The sequence below is a fragment of the Pseudomonas sp. 20-5 genome (assembly GCF_056782835.1).
In genome coordinates this window covers 5,396,256-5,412,883 of the sequence record NZ_CM165584.1, presented here as the reverse complement: position 1 = coordinate 5,412,883, position 16,628 = coordinate 5,396,256, and the positions used below count along the sequence as shown (strand labels likewise).

Below are 16,628 nucleotides of genomic sequence, written 5' to 3'. Positions count from 1 at the left end.
CGCGGCTGACTTAAGAGGTGCTTAACGACGGATTTTTTGCGCGACCCGGCGCGGGCCGACGACGCCGGAGCAGCCATTTCGCCTGACGTAGGGCGAACAGCGCCAGCGGCGCTATCCGCCGCTTCTGCGGAGCATGGCCCGGCGGATAACCGCGAGCGGTTATTCGCCCTACCGGTGAGAGTCGTGACGTAGGGCGAATAGCGCCAGCGGCGCTATCCGCCTCTTTTGTGGAGCATGGCCCGGCGGATGACCGCGAGCGGTTATTCGCCCTACCGGTGGGAGTCGTGAGGTAGGGCGAATAGCGCCAGCGGCGCTATCCGCTGCTTCTGCGGAGCATGGCCCGGCGGATAACCGCGAGTGGTTATTCGCCCTACCGAGGCGCGCCCTTCGCCTGCGTCACCCGGTCCACCAGGTAGACCACCCCGCGGTAGTCGATCCCGCCGTGCTCGCTGAGGCCGATCTCGCAGGTACGGCTGGTGGATACGCCTTCCTCGCAGAACTGCACGGCATCCTTCAGGCTGCGCAGGGAGTGAGCGTTCAGTTCCGGCGTGGTGAAGCCCTTGTCGCCGGCGAAGCCGCAGCAGTGGATGCCTTCCGGGATCACCACCTTGCGGGTGCAGCGGCCGACCAGGTCGATCAGCGCCTGGCTCTCGCCGAGGTGCTGGGTGCTGCAGGTGACGTGCACCGCTACCGGTTTGTCCTGCGGGATGAACTCCAGGCGATCGAGCAGGTGACTGCGGATGAATTTCACCGGGTCGTGGATCTGCAGCCGCGGATCGTCCAGACCCTGGACCAGGCGCAGGGTGCAGGGACTGGTGTCGCAGTAGATCGGGTCGAGGCCGCCGCGGCTGGCCTGGAGCAGGGCGGCGAGCAGCTCGTCGCGCTTGTCGTCGGCCTGCTTCGCATACCCCTTGGACGCGAACGGCTGGCCGCAGCAGAGGTTGTCCAGGTTATCCGGGAACACCACCTGGTAGCCGGCCTTTTCCAGTAGACGGCGGGTCTTGTCCAGCAGCGGCTCGCGCTCTTCGTCGCCGAAGGCCGGGCCCATGGCACGCGAGACGCAGGCGGCGAGATAGACCACCCTCGGCCGCTCGTCGTCGAGCGGGGCGGTCGGCGGCGCCAGGCGTACCGGCTGCGGCAGCGCCGGCGTCCATTGCGGCACGCGGCCGCCGCTGGCCTGGCTGAGGCCGCGGCTGGCCCTGGCCAGCAGGGGCGCGCCAAGCAGGCGCCGGGCGCCGTCGGCAGCGAGCAGGGCGAAGCGCGCAGCACGCATGGCTCCGGCAAAGTTGCGCGCCAGCCAGGTGGCGCCTTCGGCGTGGCGGGCGTCGGCGCCGCGCAGCTTGCGGATCAGCTCGCCGGTGTTGATGTTCACAGGACAGCGCTGGGCGCATAGGCCGGTGGCGGCGCAGGTGTCGATGCCCTGGTAGCGGTAGTCGCGCTCCAGCGCCGTGGTGTCGAGGCCGGCGCGCTTCTTCGCCTGGATGTCGCGCCACAGGACGATGCGCTGGCGTGGCGTGAGGGTCAGTCCGCGCGACGGGCAGACTGGTTCGCAGAAACCGCACTCGATGCACTTGTCGACGATCTCGTCGGCAGCCGGCAGCGGCTTGAGGTTCTTCAGGTGGCTCTGTGGGTCGTCGCTGAGGACCACACCCGGGTTGAGGATGCCGCGCGGGTCGAGCAGGCGCTTGAGCTGCCACATCAAGCGATAGGCGTCCTCGCCCCACTCCAGCTCGACGAACGGCGCCATGTTGCGCCCGGTGCCATGCTCGGCCTTCAGCGAGCCGCCGTACTCCACCGCCACCAGGTGCGCCACGTCGTCCATGAACGCCGAGTAGCGGGCGATCTGCTCGGGCGAGTCGAAGCCCTGGGTGAAGACGAAGTGCAGGTTGCCCTCCAGCGCGTGGCCGAAGAGGATCGCCTCATCGTAGCGGTGCTTGTCGAACAGCTCGATCAGGCGGTTGACTCCCTCGGCCAGTCGTTCGACGGGGAAGGTGACGTCCTCGATAATCACCGTGGTGCCGGTCTCGCGCACCGCGCCGACAGCCGGGAAGGTGTCCTTGCGGATGCGCCAGAGCTGGTTGTAGACCGCCGGGTCTTCGCTGAAGTCGACCTGCTTCTCCAGCGGATATTCGGCGATGGAGGCCATGATCCGCCCGAGCTGTTCGTGCAGCAGCGTGCGGCTCGCCGCGCGGGACTCGATGAGCAGGGCGCAGGCACCGGCGGAAAGACTCTTCACCCATTCCGGCATGCCCTGCATGTTCTCCACCGAGCGCAGGCTGCGCCGATCGAGCAGTTCCACCGCCGAGACCGGCTGGCGCTTGAGCACCGCGACCGCCGTGCAGCAGGTTTCCACCGTGGGGAAAACCAGCAGCGCCGAGGCCTTGTGCGGGTGTTCCGGGACGGTGTCGTAGGTCACCGCGCTGATGAAGCCGAGGGTGCCCTCGGAGCCGACCATCAGGTGGGTGAGGATGTCCAGCGGCTCGTCGTAGTCGACCAGCGCGTTCAGCGACAGGCCGGTGGTGTTCTTCAGCCGGTACTTGTGGCGGATCTTCGCGGCCAGTTCGGCGTTGGCGCGGGTCTCGCGGCCGAGTTCGGCGAGCCGTTCCAGCAGCTCGCCGTGGCTGGCGCGGAAGGCCGCGACGCTGGCCGGGTCCTCGCTGTCCAGACGGGTGCCGTCGGCCAGCAGCAGGCGCAGGCCGGCGAGGGTGTGGTAGCTGTTCTGCGCGGTGCCGCAGCACATGCCGCTGGCGTTGTTGGCGACGATGCCGCCGATCTTGCAGGCGTTGATCGAGGCCGGGTCGGGACCGATCTTGCGGCCGAACGGCGCTAGCCAGGCGTTCGCCTGGGCGCCGATGACACCCGGCTGCAGGCGGATCTGCGCGCCGTCGGCGCGGATTTCCCGGCCGTTCCAGTTGTCGCCGAGGACGAGCAGCACCGAGTCGCTGATGGCCTGGCCGGAGAGGCTGGTGCCGGCGGCGCGGAAGGTCACCGGGACCTGCTCGCGGTAGGCGGCGGATAGGATCGCGGCGACCTCGTCCTCGCTTTCGACGCGCAGCACCAGCTTGGGAATCAACCGGTAGAAACTGGCGTCGGTGCCGAAGGCCAGGGTCGACAGCGGGTCGTCGAAGCGGCGTTCGCGCGGTATCAGCCGCTCGACGGTCTCGAGAAAGGGAATCGGCAGGCTCATCGGCTTTCCTCGGCCCTGGGACGACGGTCACGCCCCGGGCGTTTTCAGGCTTTTCTGGTGGGCGTCTCAGGCGCCCAGTTCGCGGACCAGCGAGTCGGCGCTGATCTCGCCGATCGACTTGGCCCCGGTGAGGACCATGGCCACGCGCATTTCCTTTTCGATCAGTTCGAGCAGGTTGCGCACCCCGGCCTCGCCGGCGGCGGCCAGGGCGTAGACGAAGGCGCGGCCGAGCAGCACGCTGTCGGCGCCGAGGGCGATCATCCGCACCACGTCGAGACCGGTGCGGATGCCGGAGTCGGCAAGGATCGCCAGTTCGCCCTTCACCGCATCGGCTATCGCCGGCAGCGCGCGGGCGCTGGACAGCACGCCGTCGAGCTGGCGCCCGCCGTGGTTGGAGACGACGATGCCGTCGGCGCCGAACTTCACCGCATCCCTGGCATCCTCCGGGTCGAGGATGCCCTTGATCACCATCGGGCCGTCCCAGAACTCGCGGATCCACTCCAGGTCCTTCCAGGAAATCGACGGGTCGAAGTTGGCGCCCAGCCAGCCGATGTAGTCCTCCAGTCCGGTCGGGTTGCCGCGGTAGGCGGAAATGTTGCCGAGGTCGTGGGGCTTGCCCAGCAGGCCGACGTCCCAGGCCCAGGCCGGGTGGGTCATGGCTTGCAGGATGCGGCGCGGCGCGGCGTAGGGGCCGCTCATGCCGGAATGGGCGTCGCGGTAGCGGGCGCCGGGGACCGGCATGTCGACGGTGAACACCAGGGTGGTGACGCCGGCGGCCTTGGCCCGCTCCAGGGCGTTGCGCATGAAGCCGCGGTCCTTCAGCACGTAGAGCTGGAACCACATCGGCCGGTCGATGGCCGGGGCGACCTCCTCGATCGGGCACACCGATACCGTCGACAGGGTGAAGGGCACGCCCTTCGCCGCCGCCGCGCGCGCCGCCTGGACCTCGCCGCGGCGGGCGTACATGCCGGTGAGACCGACCGGGGCGAGCGCCACCGGCATCGCCAGGGTCTCGTCGAACAGGCGGGTTTCCAGGCTCAGCTCGGACATGTTCTTCAGCACCCGCTGACGCAGGGCGATGGCCGACAGGTCCTCGACGTTGCGGCGCAGGGTGTACTCGGCGTAGGCGCCGCCGTCGATGTAGTGGAAGAGGAACGGCGGCAGCTTGCGTTGGGCGGCGGCGCGGTAGTCGGTGGAAGCGGAAATGATCATTGGGCTCTTCCGTTGTGTCGAAAGGTTTTGCATCGAGCGCAGTGGAGCGGGACACGGCGGAAATGGCCAAGGGAGCCGGGCCTACGATCGTAGGCGAGCCTCCCCGGGCCATTTCCTGCGCAGTATCGCCGACGCGCGGCCGATCAGGGCGCGGTCAGTGCACCAGCATGCCGGTGAATAGGTATGCCTGGGCCAGGGTGATCAGTCCGACCAGCGCGGCGAAGATCAGGCTGTGCTTCAGGGTGAAGCGGAACAGGTCGGATTCCTTGCCGACCATCCCGGTCGCGGCGCAGGCCACGGCGATGGATTGCGGGGAGATCATCTTGCCGGTCACGCCGCCGCTGGTATTGGCGGCCACCAGCAGGGTGTCGCTGACCCCGATCTGGTGCGCGGTGGTCGACTGCAGGGAGCTGAACAGGGCGTTGGAGGATGTATCCGAACCGGTCAGGAATACCCCCAGCCAGCCGAGGAACGGCGAGAAGAACGGGAACGCCGCGCCGGTACCGGCCAGGACCAGGGCCAGGGTGGTGGACATGCCCGAGTAGTTGGTGACGAAGGCGAAGGCCAGGACCATGCCGATGGACAGGATCGGCCACTTCAGCTCCACCAAGACTTCCTTGAAAGTGGTAATACCAATTTTCGCTCCGATGCGCAGGATGAACATCGATACCAGCGCCGAGAGGAAGATCGCCGTGCCGGTGGCGGAGATCGGGTCGAACTTGAATACCGCGGCGATCGGCGTGGCGCTGGTGGCGATCGGCGCGCCCTTGACCACCAGTTGGTCGAGGTGCGGGATGGCGAAGTTGAACACCAGCCAGTAGAGCTCGCCGCCCGGGGCGAACAGGGCCTTGAAAGGTTTCAGGGTCCAGATGGTCACCAGTACGGTGAGCACCAGGAACGGCGACCAGGCCTTGAGGATCTCGCCGAAGCTGTAGGCGGACGGTTCGACGCTGCGTTGCCCGCCGTAGCCGCCACCGGCCACGGCCGCGCCGCCGCCTGCGGCGAGCGCTTCGCTGGCGCCCTGCGGCTGCCAGACCTTGAGGAACAGGGTCAGGGAGACCAGGCTGACCAGTGCCGAGGTGATGTCCGGCAACTCCGGGCCGATGAAGTTGGACGTCAGGTACTGGGTGATGGCGAAGCTGCCGCCGGCGACGATGGCGGCCGGCCAGGTTTCGCGGATGCCGCGCCAGCCGTCCATCATGAACACCAGCCAGAACGGTACCAGGATCGACAGGAACGGCAGTTGGCGGCCGGTCATGGCGCCGATCTTGAAGGCGTCGATGCCGGTCACCTGGCCGGCGACGATGATCGGGATGCCCAGTGCGCCGAAGGCCACCGGCGCAGTGTTGGCGATCAGGCACAGGCCGGCGGCGTAGAGCGGATTGAAGCCGAGGCCGACGAGCAGGGCGGCGGTGATCGCCACCGGCGCGCCGAAACCGGCGGCGCCTTCGAGGAAGGCGCCGAAGGAGAAGCCGATCAGCAGTACCTGCAGGCGCTGGTCGCCGGTAATCGACAGCACCGAGCTGCGGATCACCTCGAACTGGCCGCTCTTCACCGTCAGTTTGTAGAGGAAGACCGCGGCGACGATGATCCAGGCGATCGGCCAGAGACCGTAGAGGAAGCCGTAGCCGGCGGCGGCGAAGGCCATGTCGGCGGGCATGTGGAAGGCGAAGATGGCCACCGCGATGGCCAGCGCCAGGGTGATGCTGCCGGCGATGTGGCCCTTGAGGCGGAATACCGCCAGGGCGAGGAAGAAGAACACGATCGGGATGACGGCCGCGGCGGCCGACAGGCCGAGACTGCCCAGGGGGGTATAGAGTTGTTGCCAGGCTTGCATGGGGGTTGGCTCCCTAATTGTTGTTGGGTTTGCCTGTGACCAGATCGGATACGCGCCAAGACCTGTGTGTGCAAGGGCGCTGGGCAGCCGAACCTGGCAAAGCTCGCATAATTGGTAAGACCAATTTACAAAAGCGAGCGCTCAGGTTAAGAGTCGAGCGTTCGGCGTGTCAATTTGCCCGTCTACGACTTTTGTCTAAGGATGCTCGTGCGGGGCTCGTGGCGCCTCGCTTGTGGTGCGGGGAGCGGCTCGGTACGCTTCCTCTCTTTTTCGCGCTGGGCGCATGGCAGAGGCTTTGCGACGAAACTTCGGGTAAGGGTGTCGGGATATGGAATTTGGTCAGGTCAGGCAGCGCCGTCTGTCGGATGACATCGTTGCGCAACTGGAGGCGATGATCCTGGAGGGCACGCTGAAGTCCGGCGAGCGGCTGCCCGCCGAGCGCGTGCTTGCCGAGCAGTTCGGGGTTTCCCGGCCGTCGCTGCGCGAGGCGATCCAGAAACTGGTGGCGAAGGGGCTGCTGGTCAGCCGCCAGGGTGGCGGCAACTATGTGACCGAATCGCTGGGCGCGACTTTCAGCGATCCGCTGCTGCACCTGCTGGAGGGTAACCCGGAGGCCCAGCGCGACCTGCTGGAGTTTCGCCACACGCTGGAAGGGTCCTGTGCCTACTACGCGGCGCTGCGTGCGACCTCCCTCGATCACCAGCGCCTGACCGAGGCCTTCGAGGCGCTCCAGGCCTGCTATGCGCGCAACGACCAGGTCAGCGCGGAAGAGGGCGCCGCCGACGCGCGCTTCCACCTGGCGATCGCCGAGGCCAGCCACAACACCGTGCTGCTGCACACCATCAAGGGCCTGTTCGACTTGCTGCGGCGCAACGTGGTGACCAATATCGGCGGGATGTACGCGCAGCGCACGGAAACCCGCGCGCAACTGATGGAGCAGCACCAGCGCCTATACGACGCGATCATCAGCGGTCAGGCGGAGCTGGCCCGGGAGGTGTCCAACCAGCACATCCACTATGTGCAGGAGGTCCTGGCGGAGGTCCAGGAAGAGGCGCGCAGGATGAAGCGCTCGCAGCGCCGGCGCAGCGTGCAGGAAGACTAGCGAGGCGCGGGCAGGGACGCGCTCAGTCGTCCTTGCCGTGGCGCATGGCGCGCTGGATCTCCCGATCGGAGTCGCGCTCCTTCTCGGTGTGGCGCTTGTCGAAGTCCTTCTTGCCCTTGGCCAGGGCGATCTCGCACTTGACCAGGTGCTTCTTCCAGTACATCGACAGGGCGACGCAGGCGTAGCCCTTCTGTTGCACGGCGCCGAACAGCTTGCCCAGTTCGCGCTTGTGCAGCAGCAGCTTGCGCGTGCGCACCGGGTCGGCGATCACGTGCGTGCTGGCGGTGGTCAGGGGCGTGATGTGGCTGCCGAGCAGCCAGGCCTCGCCATCCTTGAGCAGCACGTAGCTGTCGACCAGCTGGGCCTTGCCGGCGCGCAGGCTTTTCACTTCCCAGCCCGCCAGGGCGACGCCCGCCTCGAAGCGTTGTTCGATGAAATAGTCGTGCAGAGCCTTCTTGTTCTGCGCGATGGTCCCCGAAGGGTGTTTCTTCTGCTTAGCCATAGGCGGCGCATTATAGGGAGTCGCCGGCTTCACCGCTATGGGGCGGCGTCGCGCTTGAGGGATAGAGGCGAATTTCGGACAATGCCCACTCTTTTCCTGGCCGCTGGCCAAGGTTTTGTAAGAAAAGTCTTCAAGTGGCGTCAGGCTGCGCTGAGCGTTTTTTCTGCCGAACCCTGGCCCCGGTCGACGGGCGCAGCGCGCCGCCGTGGCGGATGCCGCCGTCCCGCCGGCTATGCTTGGGGAGTCGCCCGCTCGACAGCAGAAGTGAGAGTTCTATGAGCACCCATATCCAGCGTTCGGCGCTGTTGCCTTATCCCGCCCGCGCGCTGTTCGATCTGGTGAACGACGTGAAGCGCTATCCGGAGTTCCTGCCCTGGTGTTCGGCCAGCCAGGTCCTGGAGGAGAGCGAAAGCCTGATGCGCGCCGAGCTGACCGTGGCCAAGGGTAGCCTCAGCCAGCGCTTCACCACCCGCAACGTGTTGGTGCCGGGAGCTTCCATCGAGATGAACCTGGAAAACGGACCGTTCACCGAACTGCATGGCGTCTGGCAGTTCAAGGCGCTGGGCGAGAAGGCCTGCAAGATCACCCTCGACCTGACCTTCGATTACGCCGGGCCGCTGGTCAAGGCGACCCTCGGGCCGCTGTTCACCCAGGCCGCCAACACCATGGTCGACGCGTTCTGCCAGCGCGCCAAGCAACTCTATGGCTGAGATCGCCGTCGAGGTGGTCTACGCGCTGCCGGAGCGACAGGCGTTACTGCGCCTGAGCGTGCCGGCAGGTACCAGCGCACGCGAGGCCGTGCTGCTCTCCGGCATCGCCGAGGCGTTTCCAGGGCTGGATGTGCAAGGTTGTCCGCTGGGTATCTTCGGCAAGCTCCTGGCACGCCCGGAGGAGCGGATGCTGGAGGCTGGCGAGCGGGTGGAGATCTACCGTCCGCTGATCGCCGATCCCAAGGAGGTGCGCAAGCAGCGTGCCGCACGTGCCCGGAGCGAGCGCGAAGGCGGTTAGCCGCGGGGTTTCCTGCGGAAATGAAAAAGCCCGGCGAATGCCGGGCTTTTTCGTGGAACGCCAGCCGTCATTGCGGGCTGGGGTCCAGAGGTTCGGGGGTCGGGACCGGTACCGGCTGGGCTTCGTCCACTTCGCGCTGGAGCTGTTCCAGGGTGGAGCCCGGTTTCGGCGGCTCTTCTTTCTGCGCTTCCGGTTTCTGCTGGTCGGCCGGCTGGGTGACGGTGGTGCTGCCTTCCTTGCCGAGGATCGCTTCGTCGCGGCTGACGCCGGGCATGAAGTCGCCGTTCAGGCCGGCCAGCTGGTCGCTGTCGTTGAAGAACAGGCTGACGCGCTCCTGCTGGCGACGACCGCCGCCCGGCTGGATGCTGTAGAGGTAGTCCCAACGATTGGCGTGGAAGGTATCGACGATGAGCGGGTTGCCCATGATAAACCGCACTTGGCGTCGGGTCATTCCGGGACGCAACTGGTCTATCATGTCCTGCGTTACGACGTTGCCTTGCTGGATGTCGATTTTATAGACGCCAGGAAACGAGCAACCGGCGAGTGCGGCAAGCCCCGCGAAAGCGAGACAGGTCAGCATGAGCTTGGCGTTTTGCATCGGTGAGCGACTTCCACTATCTTGGCTGGGCAAATAAAAGCCCGATCATACCCGTATTCCGGGATACTGCGAAACATCCCGCGCTGAGAAAGCAGACATGGTTGAAAATAGCGAACTTCGAAAAGCCGGCCTTAAAGTGACCCTGCCGCGGGTCAAGATCCTGCAGATGCTCGACTCGGCCGAGCAACGCCACATGAGCGCCGAAGACGTGTACAAGGCGCTGATGGAAGCAGGCGAGGACGTGGGCCTGGCAACCGTCTATCGGGTGCTGACCCAGTTCGAGGCCGCCGGCCTGGTGGTGCGTCACAACTTCGATGGCGGCCATGCCGTGTTCGAGCTCGCCGATAGCGGCCACCACGACCACATGGTCTGCGTCGATACCGGCGAGGTGATCGAGTTCATGGATGCGGAAATCGAGAAGCGCCAGAAGGAAATCGTCCGCGAGCGCGGCTTCGAGCTGGTCGATCACAATCTGGTGCTCTACGTGCGCAAGAAGAAGTAGTCGCGCAACGGTTCCATGCGAAAACGGCGACCCTGGGGTCGCCGTTTTCATTTTCCATTGAAGGAACGTTCAGTTCTGGGCGGCCAGGTTGACCAGTTTCTTCGCGTGGGCCAGGGATTCCTTGGTCAGGTCGACGCCGCCGAGCATGCGGGCGATCTCCTCGATCCGCTGGGCCTTGTTCAGGGTGGCGACCGCCGTACGGGTTTCGCTGCTGCCGCGTTCCTTGTGCACGAACAGGTGCTGGTGGCCCTGGGCGGCGACCTGCGGCAAGTGGGTCACGGTGAGGACCTGGCCGCGTTCGCCGAGGCGGCGCAGCAACTGTCCGACCACTTCGGCGGTGGGGCCGCCGATGCCGACGTCGACTTCGTCGAAGACCAGGGTGGGGATGCGCGAGGTCTGTGCCGTGATCACCTGGATCGCCAGGCTGATCCGCGACAGTTCGCCGCCCGAGGCGACCTTGGCCAGCCCTTTCAGCGGCTGCCCGGGGTTGGCGCTGACCAGGAACTCCACGCTTTCCAGTCCGTTGGCCTGCGGCTCGGCGCTGTCGCCGGGATGCAGGACGATGGCGAAGCGCCCCCCGGGCATGCCCAGGCGCTGCATCTCCTGCTCCACGCTGGCGGCAAGAGGTGCGGCCGCGGCCTGGCGCAGGCGGCTCAGTTCTTCGGCTTTTTCCTGGTAATGCCGGGCGTAGGCGGCCAGCTCGTCGCCCAGGCGTCCGACCGCTTCGTCGTCGGCGTTCAGCGCCTCCAGTTCGTCGAACAGGCGCTGCTGCAGGTCGGCCAGTTCGGCGGGCTGGACCCGGTGCTTGCGCGCCAGGGAGTAAATGACGTCCAGGCGCTCCTCGACCTGCTGCTGGCGATTGGGATCGGCATCGAAGTGGTCGACGAAGCGGTTCAGTTCGCCGATCGCCTCCTCGACCTGGATCTGCGCGCTGGACAACAGGTTGACCGCTTCGCCGAGAGCGGCGGGCTGGCCGCTGAACGAGGTCAGGCGGTTGAGGCTGGCATTGAGCGCGGAAAGGACGTTGCCGGCATCGCTCTCGCTGCACATTTCCACGACTTGGCGGCAGGCGGCGAGCAGGCTTTCGGCGTTGCTCAGGGTCTTCTGCTCCTGCTCCAGGCTTTCCAGTTCGTTTTCGCCGAGGGACAGGTTTTCCAGTTCTTCCAGCTGGTAGCTGAGCAACTGGTGGCGGGCGCGCTGTTCGTCGCCGCTACGCGACAGGCGTTCGAGTTCCTGGCTGGTCTGCTTCCAGCGTTGCGCGGCGAGCTGCACCTGGCGCGCCAGCTCCTGGCAGCCGGCGTACTCGTCGAGCAGGCGCCGGTGGGTCTCGCTCTTCAGCAGCGACTGGTGCTCGTGCTGGCTATGGATGTCGATCAGCAGTTCGCCCAGGCTCTTCAGGTCGCCCAGCGGGCAAGGCGTGCCGTTGATGTAGGCACGCGAGCGACCTTCGGCAGTGATCACCCGGCGCAGGATGCACGGACCGTCCTGTTCCAGGTCGCGCTCGGCGAGCCAGTCGCGGGCCTCGGCGATGGCGCTGACGTCGAAGCTGGCGAGAATGTCGGCCTTGTCCGCTCCGGGACGGACCGCGCCGCTGTCGGCGCGGTCGCCGAGGGTAAGGCCGAGGGCGTCGAGCATGATCGACTTGCCCGCACCGGTTTCGCCGGTGATCACGCTCATGCCGGTAGCGAGTTCGAGATCCAGGTGCTCGACGATGGCGTAGTTGTGAACGGACAGGTGAACCAGCATGGCGGGCGGCTCCGTGGGTTTTGTCTGGTTATTTATACAGTATTTTTTCCGGCTGGCAATTGCCGCTCGCCCCTTGAACCGTGGAAAGCCGTCCCCATATAGCCGGCAACGTTGCGAACTTATGCGTTCGCCTTGTATTTGCCAGCTTATTTTTGAAGGAGAGTGGCATGGCTGACGAACAGCAGACCCTGGATCAACAGACCCCCGAGCAGCCCACCGGCGCCGCCGAGGACCTGACCGCCCGCGTGCAGGAGCTGGAGGAGCAGCTGGCTGCCGCCCAGGACCAGGCGCTGCGCATGGTCGCGGATCTGCAGAACGTACGCCGGCGTGCGGAGCAGGATGTCGAGAAGGCGCACAAGTTCGCGCTGGAGAAATTCGCCGGCGACCTGCTGGCGGTGGTCGACACCCTCGAGCGCGGCCTGGAGATGTCCGATCCCAACGACGAGGCGATCAAGCCGATGCGCGAAGGGATGGAACTGACCCTGAAGATGTTCGACGACACCCTGCGCCGCTACCAGGTGGAGGCGCTGAACCCGGAAGGCGAGCCTTTCAACCCCGAGCAGCACCAGGCGATGGCCATGCAGGAAAGCGCTTCGGCCGAGCCGGGCAGTGTCCTCAAGGTGTTCCAGAAAGGCTACCTGCTCAACGGCCGCCTGCTGCGTCCGGCGATGGTGGTGGTCAGCAAGGCGCCGGCGGAAACCCCGCCTTCCATCGACGAGCAGGCTTGAAATTCGACGCGACGACCCCATCTGGGTAGTCAACCGAGCACGAGACCCACGGGCGGGTCGCACGGAATCAAAGTTTCTGGAGAGTGAATATGGGCAAAATCATTGGCATCGACCTGGGTACCACCAACTCCTGCGTGGCTATCCTGGAGAACGGTAACGTCAAGGTCATCGAGAACGCCGAGGGCGCGCGTACCACCCCCTCGATCATCGCCTACACCAACGATGGCGAAACCCTGGTGGGCCAGCCGGCCAAGCGCCAGGCGGTCACCAACCCGCAGAACACCCTGTATGCGGTGAAGCGCCTGATCGGCCGTCGCTTCGAAGAGAACGTGGTTCAGAAAGACATCCAGATGGTGCCGTACAGCATCGTCAAGGCCGACAACGGCGACGCCTGGGTGGAAGTGAAGGGCCAGAAGATGGCGCCTCCGCAGATTTCCGCCGAAGTGCTGAAGAAAATGAAGAAGACCGCCGAAGACTACCTCGGCGAGCCGGTCACCGAAGCGGTGATCACCGTTCCGGCCTACTTCAACGACAGCCAGCGCCAGGCCACCAAGGACGCCGGCCGCATCGCCGGCCTCGACGTCAAGCGGATCATCAACGAGCCGACCGCGGCGGCGCTGGCCTATGGCCTGGACAAGGCCAAGGGCGACCACACCGTGATCGTCTATGACCTGGGCGGCGGTACCTTCGACGTGTCGGTGATCGAGATCGCCGAAGTCGACGGCGAGCACCAGTTCGAAGTGCTGGCCACCAACGGCGACACCTTCCTCGGCGGCGAAGACTTCGACATCCGCCTGATCGACTACCTCGTCGACGAGTTCAAGAAGGAAAGCGGCATCAACCTGAAGGGCGACCCGCTGGCCATGCAGCGTCTGAAGGAAGCGGCCGAGAAAGCCAAGATCGAGCTGTCCTCGACCCAGCAGACCGACGTCAACCTGCCGTACGTGACTGCCGACGCGAGCGGTCCGAAGCACCTGAACGTCAAGGTTTCCCGCGCCAAGCTGGAGTCCCTGGTCGAAGACCTGGTGCAGCGCACCATCGAGCCGTGCCGCACCGCGCTGAAGGATGCCGGCCTGGATGTTTCCGATATCCATGAAGTGATCCTGGTCGGCGGCCAGACCCGCATGCCGCTGGTACAGAAGACCGTTGCCGAGTTCTTCGGCAAGGAAGCGCGCAAGGACGTCAACCCGGACGAAGCCGTGGCTGTCGGTGCCGCCATCCAGGGCGCGGTCCTGGCCGGCGACGTGAAGGACGTGCTGCTGCTCGACGTGACCCCGCTGACCCTCGGCATCGAGACCCTGGGCGGCGTGATGACCGGTCTGATCGAGAAGAACACCACCATCCCGACCAAGAAGTCGCAGGTGTTCTCCACCGCCGACGACAACCAGGGCGCGGTGACCATCCACGTGCTGCAGGGCGAGCGCAAGCAGGCCGCGCAGAACAAGTCGCTGGGCAAGTTCGACCTGGCCGACATTCCGCCGGCTCCGCGCGGCGTGCCGCAGATCGAGGTGACCTTCGATATCGATGCCAACGGCATCCTGCACGTCTCGGCGAAGGACAAGGCCACCGGCAAGCAGCAGTCCATCGTGATCAAGGCATCCTCCGGCCTGTCCGAGGATGAGATCCAGCAGATGGTCCGCGATGCCGAGGCGAACGCCGAGGAGGACCGCAAGTTCGAGGAACTGGCTGCCGCTCGCAACCAGGGCGACGCGCTGGTCCACGCGACCCGCAAGATGATCACCGAGGCGGGCGACAAGGCCACCGCCGAGGACAAGGCGACCATCGAGAAGGCGCTGGGCGAGCTGGAAGCGGCGGTGAAGGGCGACGACAAGGCCGAGATCGAGGCCAAGATGAACGCTCTGTCCCAGGCTTCCACCCCGCTGGCGCAGAAGATGTACGCCGAACAGGCCCAGCAGGGCGAAGACGCTCCCCAGGGCGAGCAGGCGAAAGCCGCTGACGACGTGGTGGACGCCGAGTTCGAAGAGGTCAAGGACAACAAGTAAGCCCCGGCTTGCTTCTGCCCCGCGTGCCGGCCAGGCCGGTACGCATGATCCGCCACGCGGGAGCCTGCTCCCGCGTTGGCGTGTCTGGAGGGTCCTTAATTGAGACGGAAAGGTTATGGCGAAACGAGACTTTTACGAGGTTCTGGGGGTTGAGCGTGGCGCCAGCGAGGCGGACCTGAAGAAGGCCTACCGCCGCCTGGCGATGAAATACCACCCGGACCGCAATCCTGGCGACAAGGAAGCCGAGGACAAGTTCAAGGAGGCCAACGAGGCCTACGAGGTCCTCTCCGATGCCAGCAAGCGGGCGGCCTACGACCAGTACGGCCATGCCGGCGTCGATCCGAATATGGGTGGGGGCGCTGGCGCCGGTTTCGGCGGGGCGAGCTTCTCCGACATCTTCGGCGATGTGTTCAGCGATTTCTTCGGTGGCGGCGGTGCCCGCGGTGGCTCGCGCGGCGGCGCGCAGCGCGGCGCGGACCTGCGCTACACCCTGGACCTCGACCTGGAGGAGGCGGTACGTGGCACCACCGTCACCATCCGCGTGCCGACCCTGGTCGGTTGCAAGACCTGCAACGGCAGCGGCGCCAAGCCCGGCACCACACCGGTCACCTGCACCACTTGCGGCGGTATCGGCCAGGTGCGCATGCAGCAGGGCTTCTTCTCGGTCCAGCAGACCTGCCCGCGCTGCCACGGCACCGGCAAGATGATTTCCGATCCCTGTGGCTCCTGCCATGGCCAGGGGCGCGTGGAAGAGCAGAAGACCCTGTCGGTGAAGGTGCCGGCCGGCGTCGACACCGGCGACCGCATCCGCCTCACCGGCGAAGGCGAGGCCGGCAGCATGGGTGGTCCGGCGGGCGACCTGTACGTGGTGGTCAATGTGCGCGAGCACCCGATCTTCCAGCGCGACGGCAAGCATCTGTACTGCGAAGTGCCGATCAGTTTCGCCGACGCTGCGTTGGGTGGCGAGCTGGAAGTGCCGACGCTGGATGGCCGGGTCAAGCTGAAGATTCCGGAAAGCACCCAGACCGGCAAGCTGTTCCGCCTGCGCGGCAAGGGCGTGGCCCCGGTGCGCGGCGGCGGCGCCGGCGACCTGATGTGCAAGGTGGTGGTGGAAACCCCGGTGAACCTGGACAAGCGCCAGCGCGAGCTGCTCGAGGAGTTCCGCAAGTCGTTGCAGAGCGACACCTCGCATTCGCCCAAGGCCAGTGGCTGGTTCGAAGGCATGAAGCGTTTCTTCGACGACCTATAAACAAAGCCATGGGCGCGGCCTGACAGCCGCGTCCGGGTTCCGCGTGGAGTGGTTTTATGCGACGTATAGCCGTAGTGGGCGCCGCCGGGCGCATGGGCAAGAACCTGATCGAGGCCGTTCAGCAGACCGGCGGTGCCGCCGGGCTGACGGCGGCGGTGGATCGTCCGGATAGCACCCTGGTGGGGGCGGACGCCGGCGAGCTGGCCGGTCTCGGCCGGATCGGCGTGCCGCTGTCCGGGGACCTGGGCAAGGTCTGCGAGGAGTTCGACGTCCTGATCGACTTCACCCATCCCTCCGTAACCCTGAAGAACATCGAACAGTGCCGCAAGGCGCGCCGCGCGATGGTCATCGGCACCACCGGCTTCAGCGCCGACGAGAAGCTGCTGCTGGCCGAGGCGGCGAAGGATATCCCGATCGTCTTCGCTGCCAACTTCAGCGTCGGCGTGAACCTTTGCCTGAAGCTTCTGGATACCGCGGCACGGGTGCTGGGCGACGAAGTGGATATCGAGATCATCGAGGCCCATCACCGGCACAAGGTCGATGCACCGTCCGGCACCGCCTTGCGCATGGGCGAGGTGGTAGCCCAGGCGCTCGGCCGGGACCTCCAGGAAGTGGCGGTCTACGGACGTGAGGGGCAGACCGGCGCGCGGGCGCGGGAAACCATCGGCTTCGCCACCGTGCGCGCCGGCGACGTAGTGGGCGACCACACCGTGCTGTTCGCCGCCGAGGGCGAGCGCGTGGAGATCACCCACAAGGCTTCCAGTCGCATGACCTTCGCCCGTGGCGCGGTGCGTGCGGCGCTGTGGCTGGAGGGCAAGGAGAACGGCCTGTACGACATGCAGGATGTGCTCGGCCTACGCTGAGGCGCTGCCGCACGTCGTCTTATTGGTGGACCGGAATGTCGCGATTCTGTAAACTACAGCTTTAGTGTGTCCACTAAAAGCAGCGCAGCAT

The 16,628-nt window shown here is 66.1% G+C and carries 14 protein-coding genes; 8 read left to right on the top strand and 6 right to left on the bottom strand.

The window, feature by feature from the left end; genetic code table 11:
* Positions 1 to 370: 370 nt before the first annotated feature.
* The 3 genes from AC1RB9_RS24990 to AC1RB9_RS24980 all read right to left on the bottom strand — a co-directional run bounded on the left by AC1RB9_RS24990 (position 371) and on the right by AC1RB9_RS24980 (position 6,236).
* Positions 371 to 3,187 carry an FAD-binding and (Fe-S)-binding domain-containing protein gene (locus AC1RB9_RS24990; protein ID WP_003457182.1) on the bottom strand — a complete coding sequence of 939 codons (2,817 nt, stop codon included), beginning with the start codon at positions 3,185 to 3,187 and terminating at the stop codon, positions 371 to 373.
* A 66-nt stretch (positions 3,188 to 3,253) separates the two neighbouring features.
* On the bottom strand, positions 3,254 to 4,399 hold the full coding sequence (gene lldD, locus AC1RB9_RS24985) for an FMN-dependent L-lactate dehydrogenase LldD (protein ID WP_003100494.1): 1,146 nt from the start codon (positions 4,397 to 4,399) through the stop codon (positions 3,254 to 3,256).
* A 154-nt stretch (positions 4,400 to 4,553) separates the two neighbouring features.
* On the bottom strand, positions 4,554 to 6,236 hold the full coding sequence (locus AC1RB9_RS24980) for a lactate permease LctP family transporter (RefSeq protein ID WP_003457179.1): 1,683 nt from the start codon (positions 6,234 to 6,236) through the stop codon (positions 4,554 to 4,556).
* Positions 6,237 to 6,564: 328 nt separating this feature from the next.
* Here AC1RB9_RS24980 and AC1RB9_RS24975 point away from each other — a divergent pair, with 328 nt between their 5' ends.
* The gene (locus AC1RB9_RS24975; protein WP_003095221.1) at positions 6,565 to 7,338 is read left to right on the top strand and encodes an FCD domain-containing protein; all 774 of its coding nucleotides are present in this window, start codon (positions 6,565 to 6,567) and stop codon (positions 7,336 to 7,338) included.
* A gap of 22 nt (positions 7,339 to 7,360) precedes the next feature.
* On the opposite strand, the gene smpB is transcribed toward AC1RB9_RS24975, so the two are convergent.
* The gene (gene smpB, locus AC1RB9_RS24970; RefSeq protein WP_003100496.1) at positions 7,361 to 7,840 is read right to left on the bottom strand and encodes an SsrA-binding protein SmpB; all 480 of its coding nucleotides are present in this window, start codon (positions 7,838 to 7,840) and stop codon (positions 7,361 to 7,363) included.
* A 275-nt stretch (positions 7,841 to 8,115) separates the two neighbouring features.
* Here smpB and AC1RB9_RS24965 point away from each other — a divergent pair, with 275 nt between their 5' ends.
* Together AC1RB9_RS24965 and AC1RB9_RS24960 are read left to right on the top strand one after the other, a co-directional pair.
* A complete protein-coding gene (locus AC1RB9_RS24965) occupies positions 8,116 to 8,550 on the top strand; it encodes a type II toxin-antitoxin system RatA family toxin (protein ID WP_003100497.1) in 435 nt (144 codons plus the stop codon).
* The gene (locus AC1RB9_RS24960; protein ID WP_003457175.1) at positions 8,543 to 8,848 is read left to right on the top strand and encodes an RnfH family protein; all 306 of its coding nucleotides are present in this window, start codon (positions 8,543 to 8,545) and stop codon (positions 8,846 to 8,848) included. The genes AC1RB9_RS24965 and AC1RB9_RS24960 overlap by 8 nt, the downstream gene beginning before the upstream one ends.
* A 67-nt stretch (positions 8,849 to 8,915) precedes the next feature.
* Here the strand turns inward: AC1RB9_RS24960 and AC1RB9_RS24955 are convergent, their stop codons facing one another.
* A complete protein-coding gene (locus tag AC1RB9_RS24955) occupies positions 8,916 to 9,446 on the bottom strand; it encodes an outer membrane protein assembly factor BamE (RefSeq protein WP_003113904.1) in 531 nt (176 codons plus the stop codon).
* 97 nt (positions 9,447 to 9,543) lie between these two features.
* On the opposite strand from AC1RB9_RS24955, the gene fur reads away from it, so the two are divergent.
* Positions 9,544 to 9,948 (top strand): ferric iron uptake transcriptional regulator, encoded by a 405-nt coding sequence (fur, locus tag AC1RB9_RS24950; protein WP_003095216.1) that lies wholly within the window; start codon positions 9,544 to 9,546, stop codon positions 9,946 to 9,948.
* Positions 9,949 to 10,017: 69 nt separating this feature from the next.
* Here fur and recN read toward each other — a convergent pair whose 3' ends face one another.
* Entirely contained in the window at positions 10,018 to 11,694 is a 1,677-nt protein-coding gene (gene recN, locus AC1RB9_RS24945; RefSeq protein ID WP_003100507.1) for a DNA repair protein RecN, read from the bottom strand.
* 167 nt (positions 11,695 to 11,861) lie between these two features.
* Between recN and grpE the strand changes: the two genes are divergently transcribed.
* From grpE to dapB, 4 genes are all read left to right on the top strand, one after another.
* Positions 11,862 to 12,422: a nucleotide exchange factor GrpE gene (gene grpE, locus AC1RB9_RS24940; protein WP_003095213.1), complete on the top strand. Its 561-nt coding sequence runs from the start codon at positions 11,862 to 11,864 to the stop codon at positions 12,420 to 12,422.
* Positions 12,423 to 12,511: 89 nt separating this feature from the next.
* A complete protein-coding gene (gene dnaK, locus AC1RB9_RS24935; protein WP_003095212.1) occupies positions 12,512 to 14,425 on the top strand; it encodes a molecular chaperone DnaK in 1,914 nt (637 codons plus the stop codon).
* Positions 14,426 to 14,540: 115 nt separating this feature from the next.
* Positions 14,541 to 15,674: a molecular chaperone DnaJ gene (gene dnaJ, locus AC1RB9_RS24930; protein WP_003095211.1), complete on the top strand. Its 1,134-nt coding sequence runs from the start codon at positions 14,541 to 14,543 to the stop codon at positions 15,672 to 15,674.
* Between the two features lie 56 nt (positions 15,675 to 15,730).
* Positions 15,731 to 16,537, top strand: a complete 807-nt coding sequence (gene dapB, locus AC1RB9_RS24925; protein WP_003095210.1) for a 4-hydroxy-tetrahydrodipicolinate reductase — start codon at positions 15,731 to 15,733, stop codon at positions 16,535 to 16,537.
* The last annotated feature ends 91 nt before the right edge of the window (positions 16,538 to 16,628 follow it).

What these genes read in the sequence shown, in the direction of transcription:
- AC1RB9_RS24990 (WP_003457182.1), bottom strand. Translation starts at nt 3,187, where the DNA reads ATGAGCCTGCCGATTCCCTTTCTCGAGACCGTCGAGCGGCTGATACCG.
- lldD (WP_003100494.1), bottom strand. Translation starts at nt 4,399, where the DNA reads ATGATCATTTCCGCTTCCACCGACTACCGCGCCGCCGCCCAACGCAAG.
- AC1RB9_RS24980 (WP_003457179.1), bottom strand. Translation starts at nt 6,236, where the DNA reads ATGCAAGCCTGGCAACAACTCTATACCCCCCTGGGCAGTCTCGGCCTG.
- AC1RB9_RS24975 (WP_003095221.1), top strand. Translation starts at nt 6,565, where the DNA reads ATGGAATTTGGTCAGGTCAGGCAGCGCCGTCTGTCGGATGACATCGTT.
- smpB (WP_003100496.1), bottom strand. Translation starts at nt 7,840, where the DNA reads ATGGCTAAGCAGAAGAAACACCCTTCGGGGACCATCGCGCAGAACAAG.
- AC1RB9_RS24965 (WP_003100497.1), top strand. Translation starts at nt 8,116, where the DNA reads ATGAGCACCCATATCCAGCGTTCGGCGCTGTTGCCTTATCCCGCCCGC.
- AC1RB9_RS24960 (WP_003457175.1), top strand. Translation starts at nt 8,543, where the DNA reads ATGGCTGAGATCGCCGTCGAGGTGGTCTACGCGCTGCCGGAGCGACAG.
- AC1RB9_RS24955 (WP_003113904.1), bottom strand. Translation starts at nt 9,446, where the DNA reads ATGCAAAACGCCAAGCTCATGCTGACCTGTCTCGCTTTCGCGGGGCTT.
- fur (WP_003095216.1), top strand. Translation starts at nt 9,544, where the DNA reads ATGGTTGAAAATAGCGAACTTCGAAAAGCCGGCCTTAAAGTGACCCTG.
- recN (WP_003100507.1), bottom strand. Translation starts at nt 11,694, where the DNA reads ATGCTGGTTCACCTGTCCGTTCACAACTACGCCATCGTCGAGCACCTG.
- grpE (WP_003095213.1), top strand. Translation starts at nt 11,862, where the DNA reads ATGGCTGACGAACAGCAGACCCTGGATCAACAGACCCCCGAGCAGCCC.
- dnaK (WP_003095212.1), top strand. Translation starts at nt 12,512, where the DNA reads ATGGGCAAAATCATTGGCATCGACCTGGGTACCACCAACTCCTGCGTG.
- dnaJ (WP_003095211.1), top strand. Translation starts at nt 14,541, where the DNA reads ATGGCGAAACGAGACTTTTACGAGGTTCTGGGGGTTGAGCGTGGCGCC.
- dapB (WP_003095210.1), top strand. Translation starts at nt 15,731, where the DNA reads ATGCGACGTATAGCCGTAGTGGGCGCCGCCGGGCGCATGGGCAAGAAC.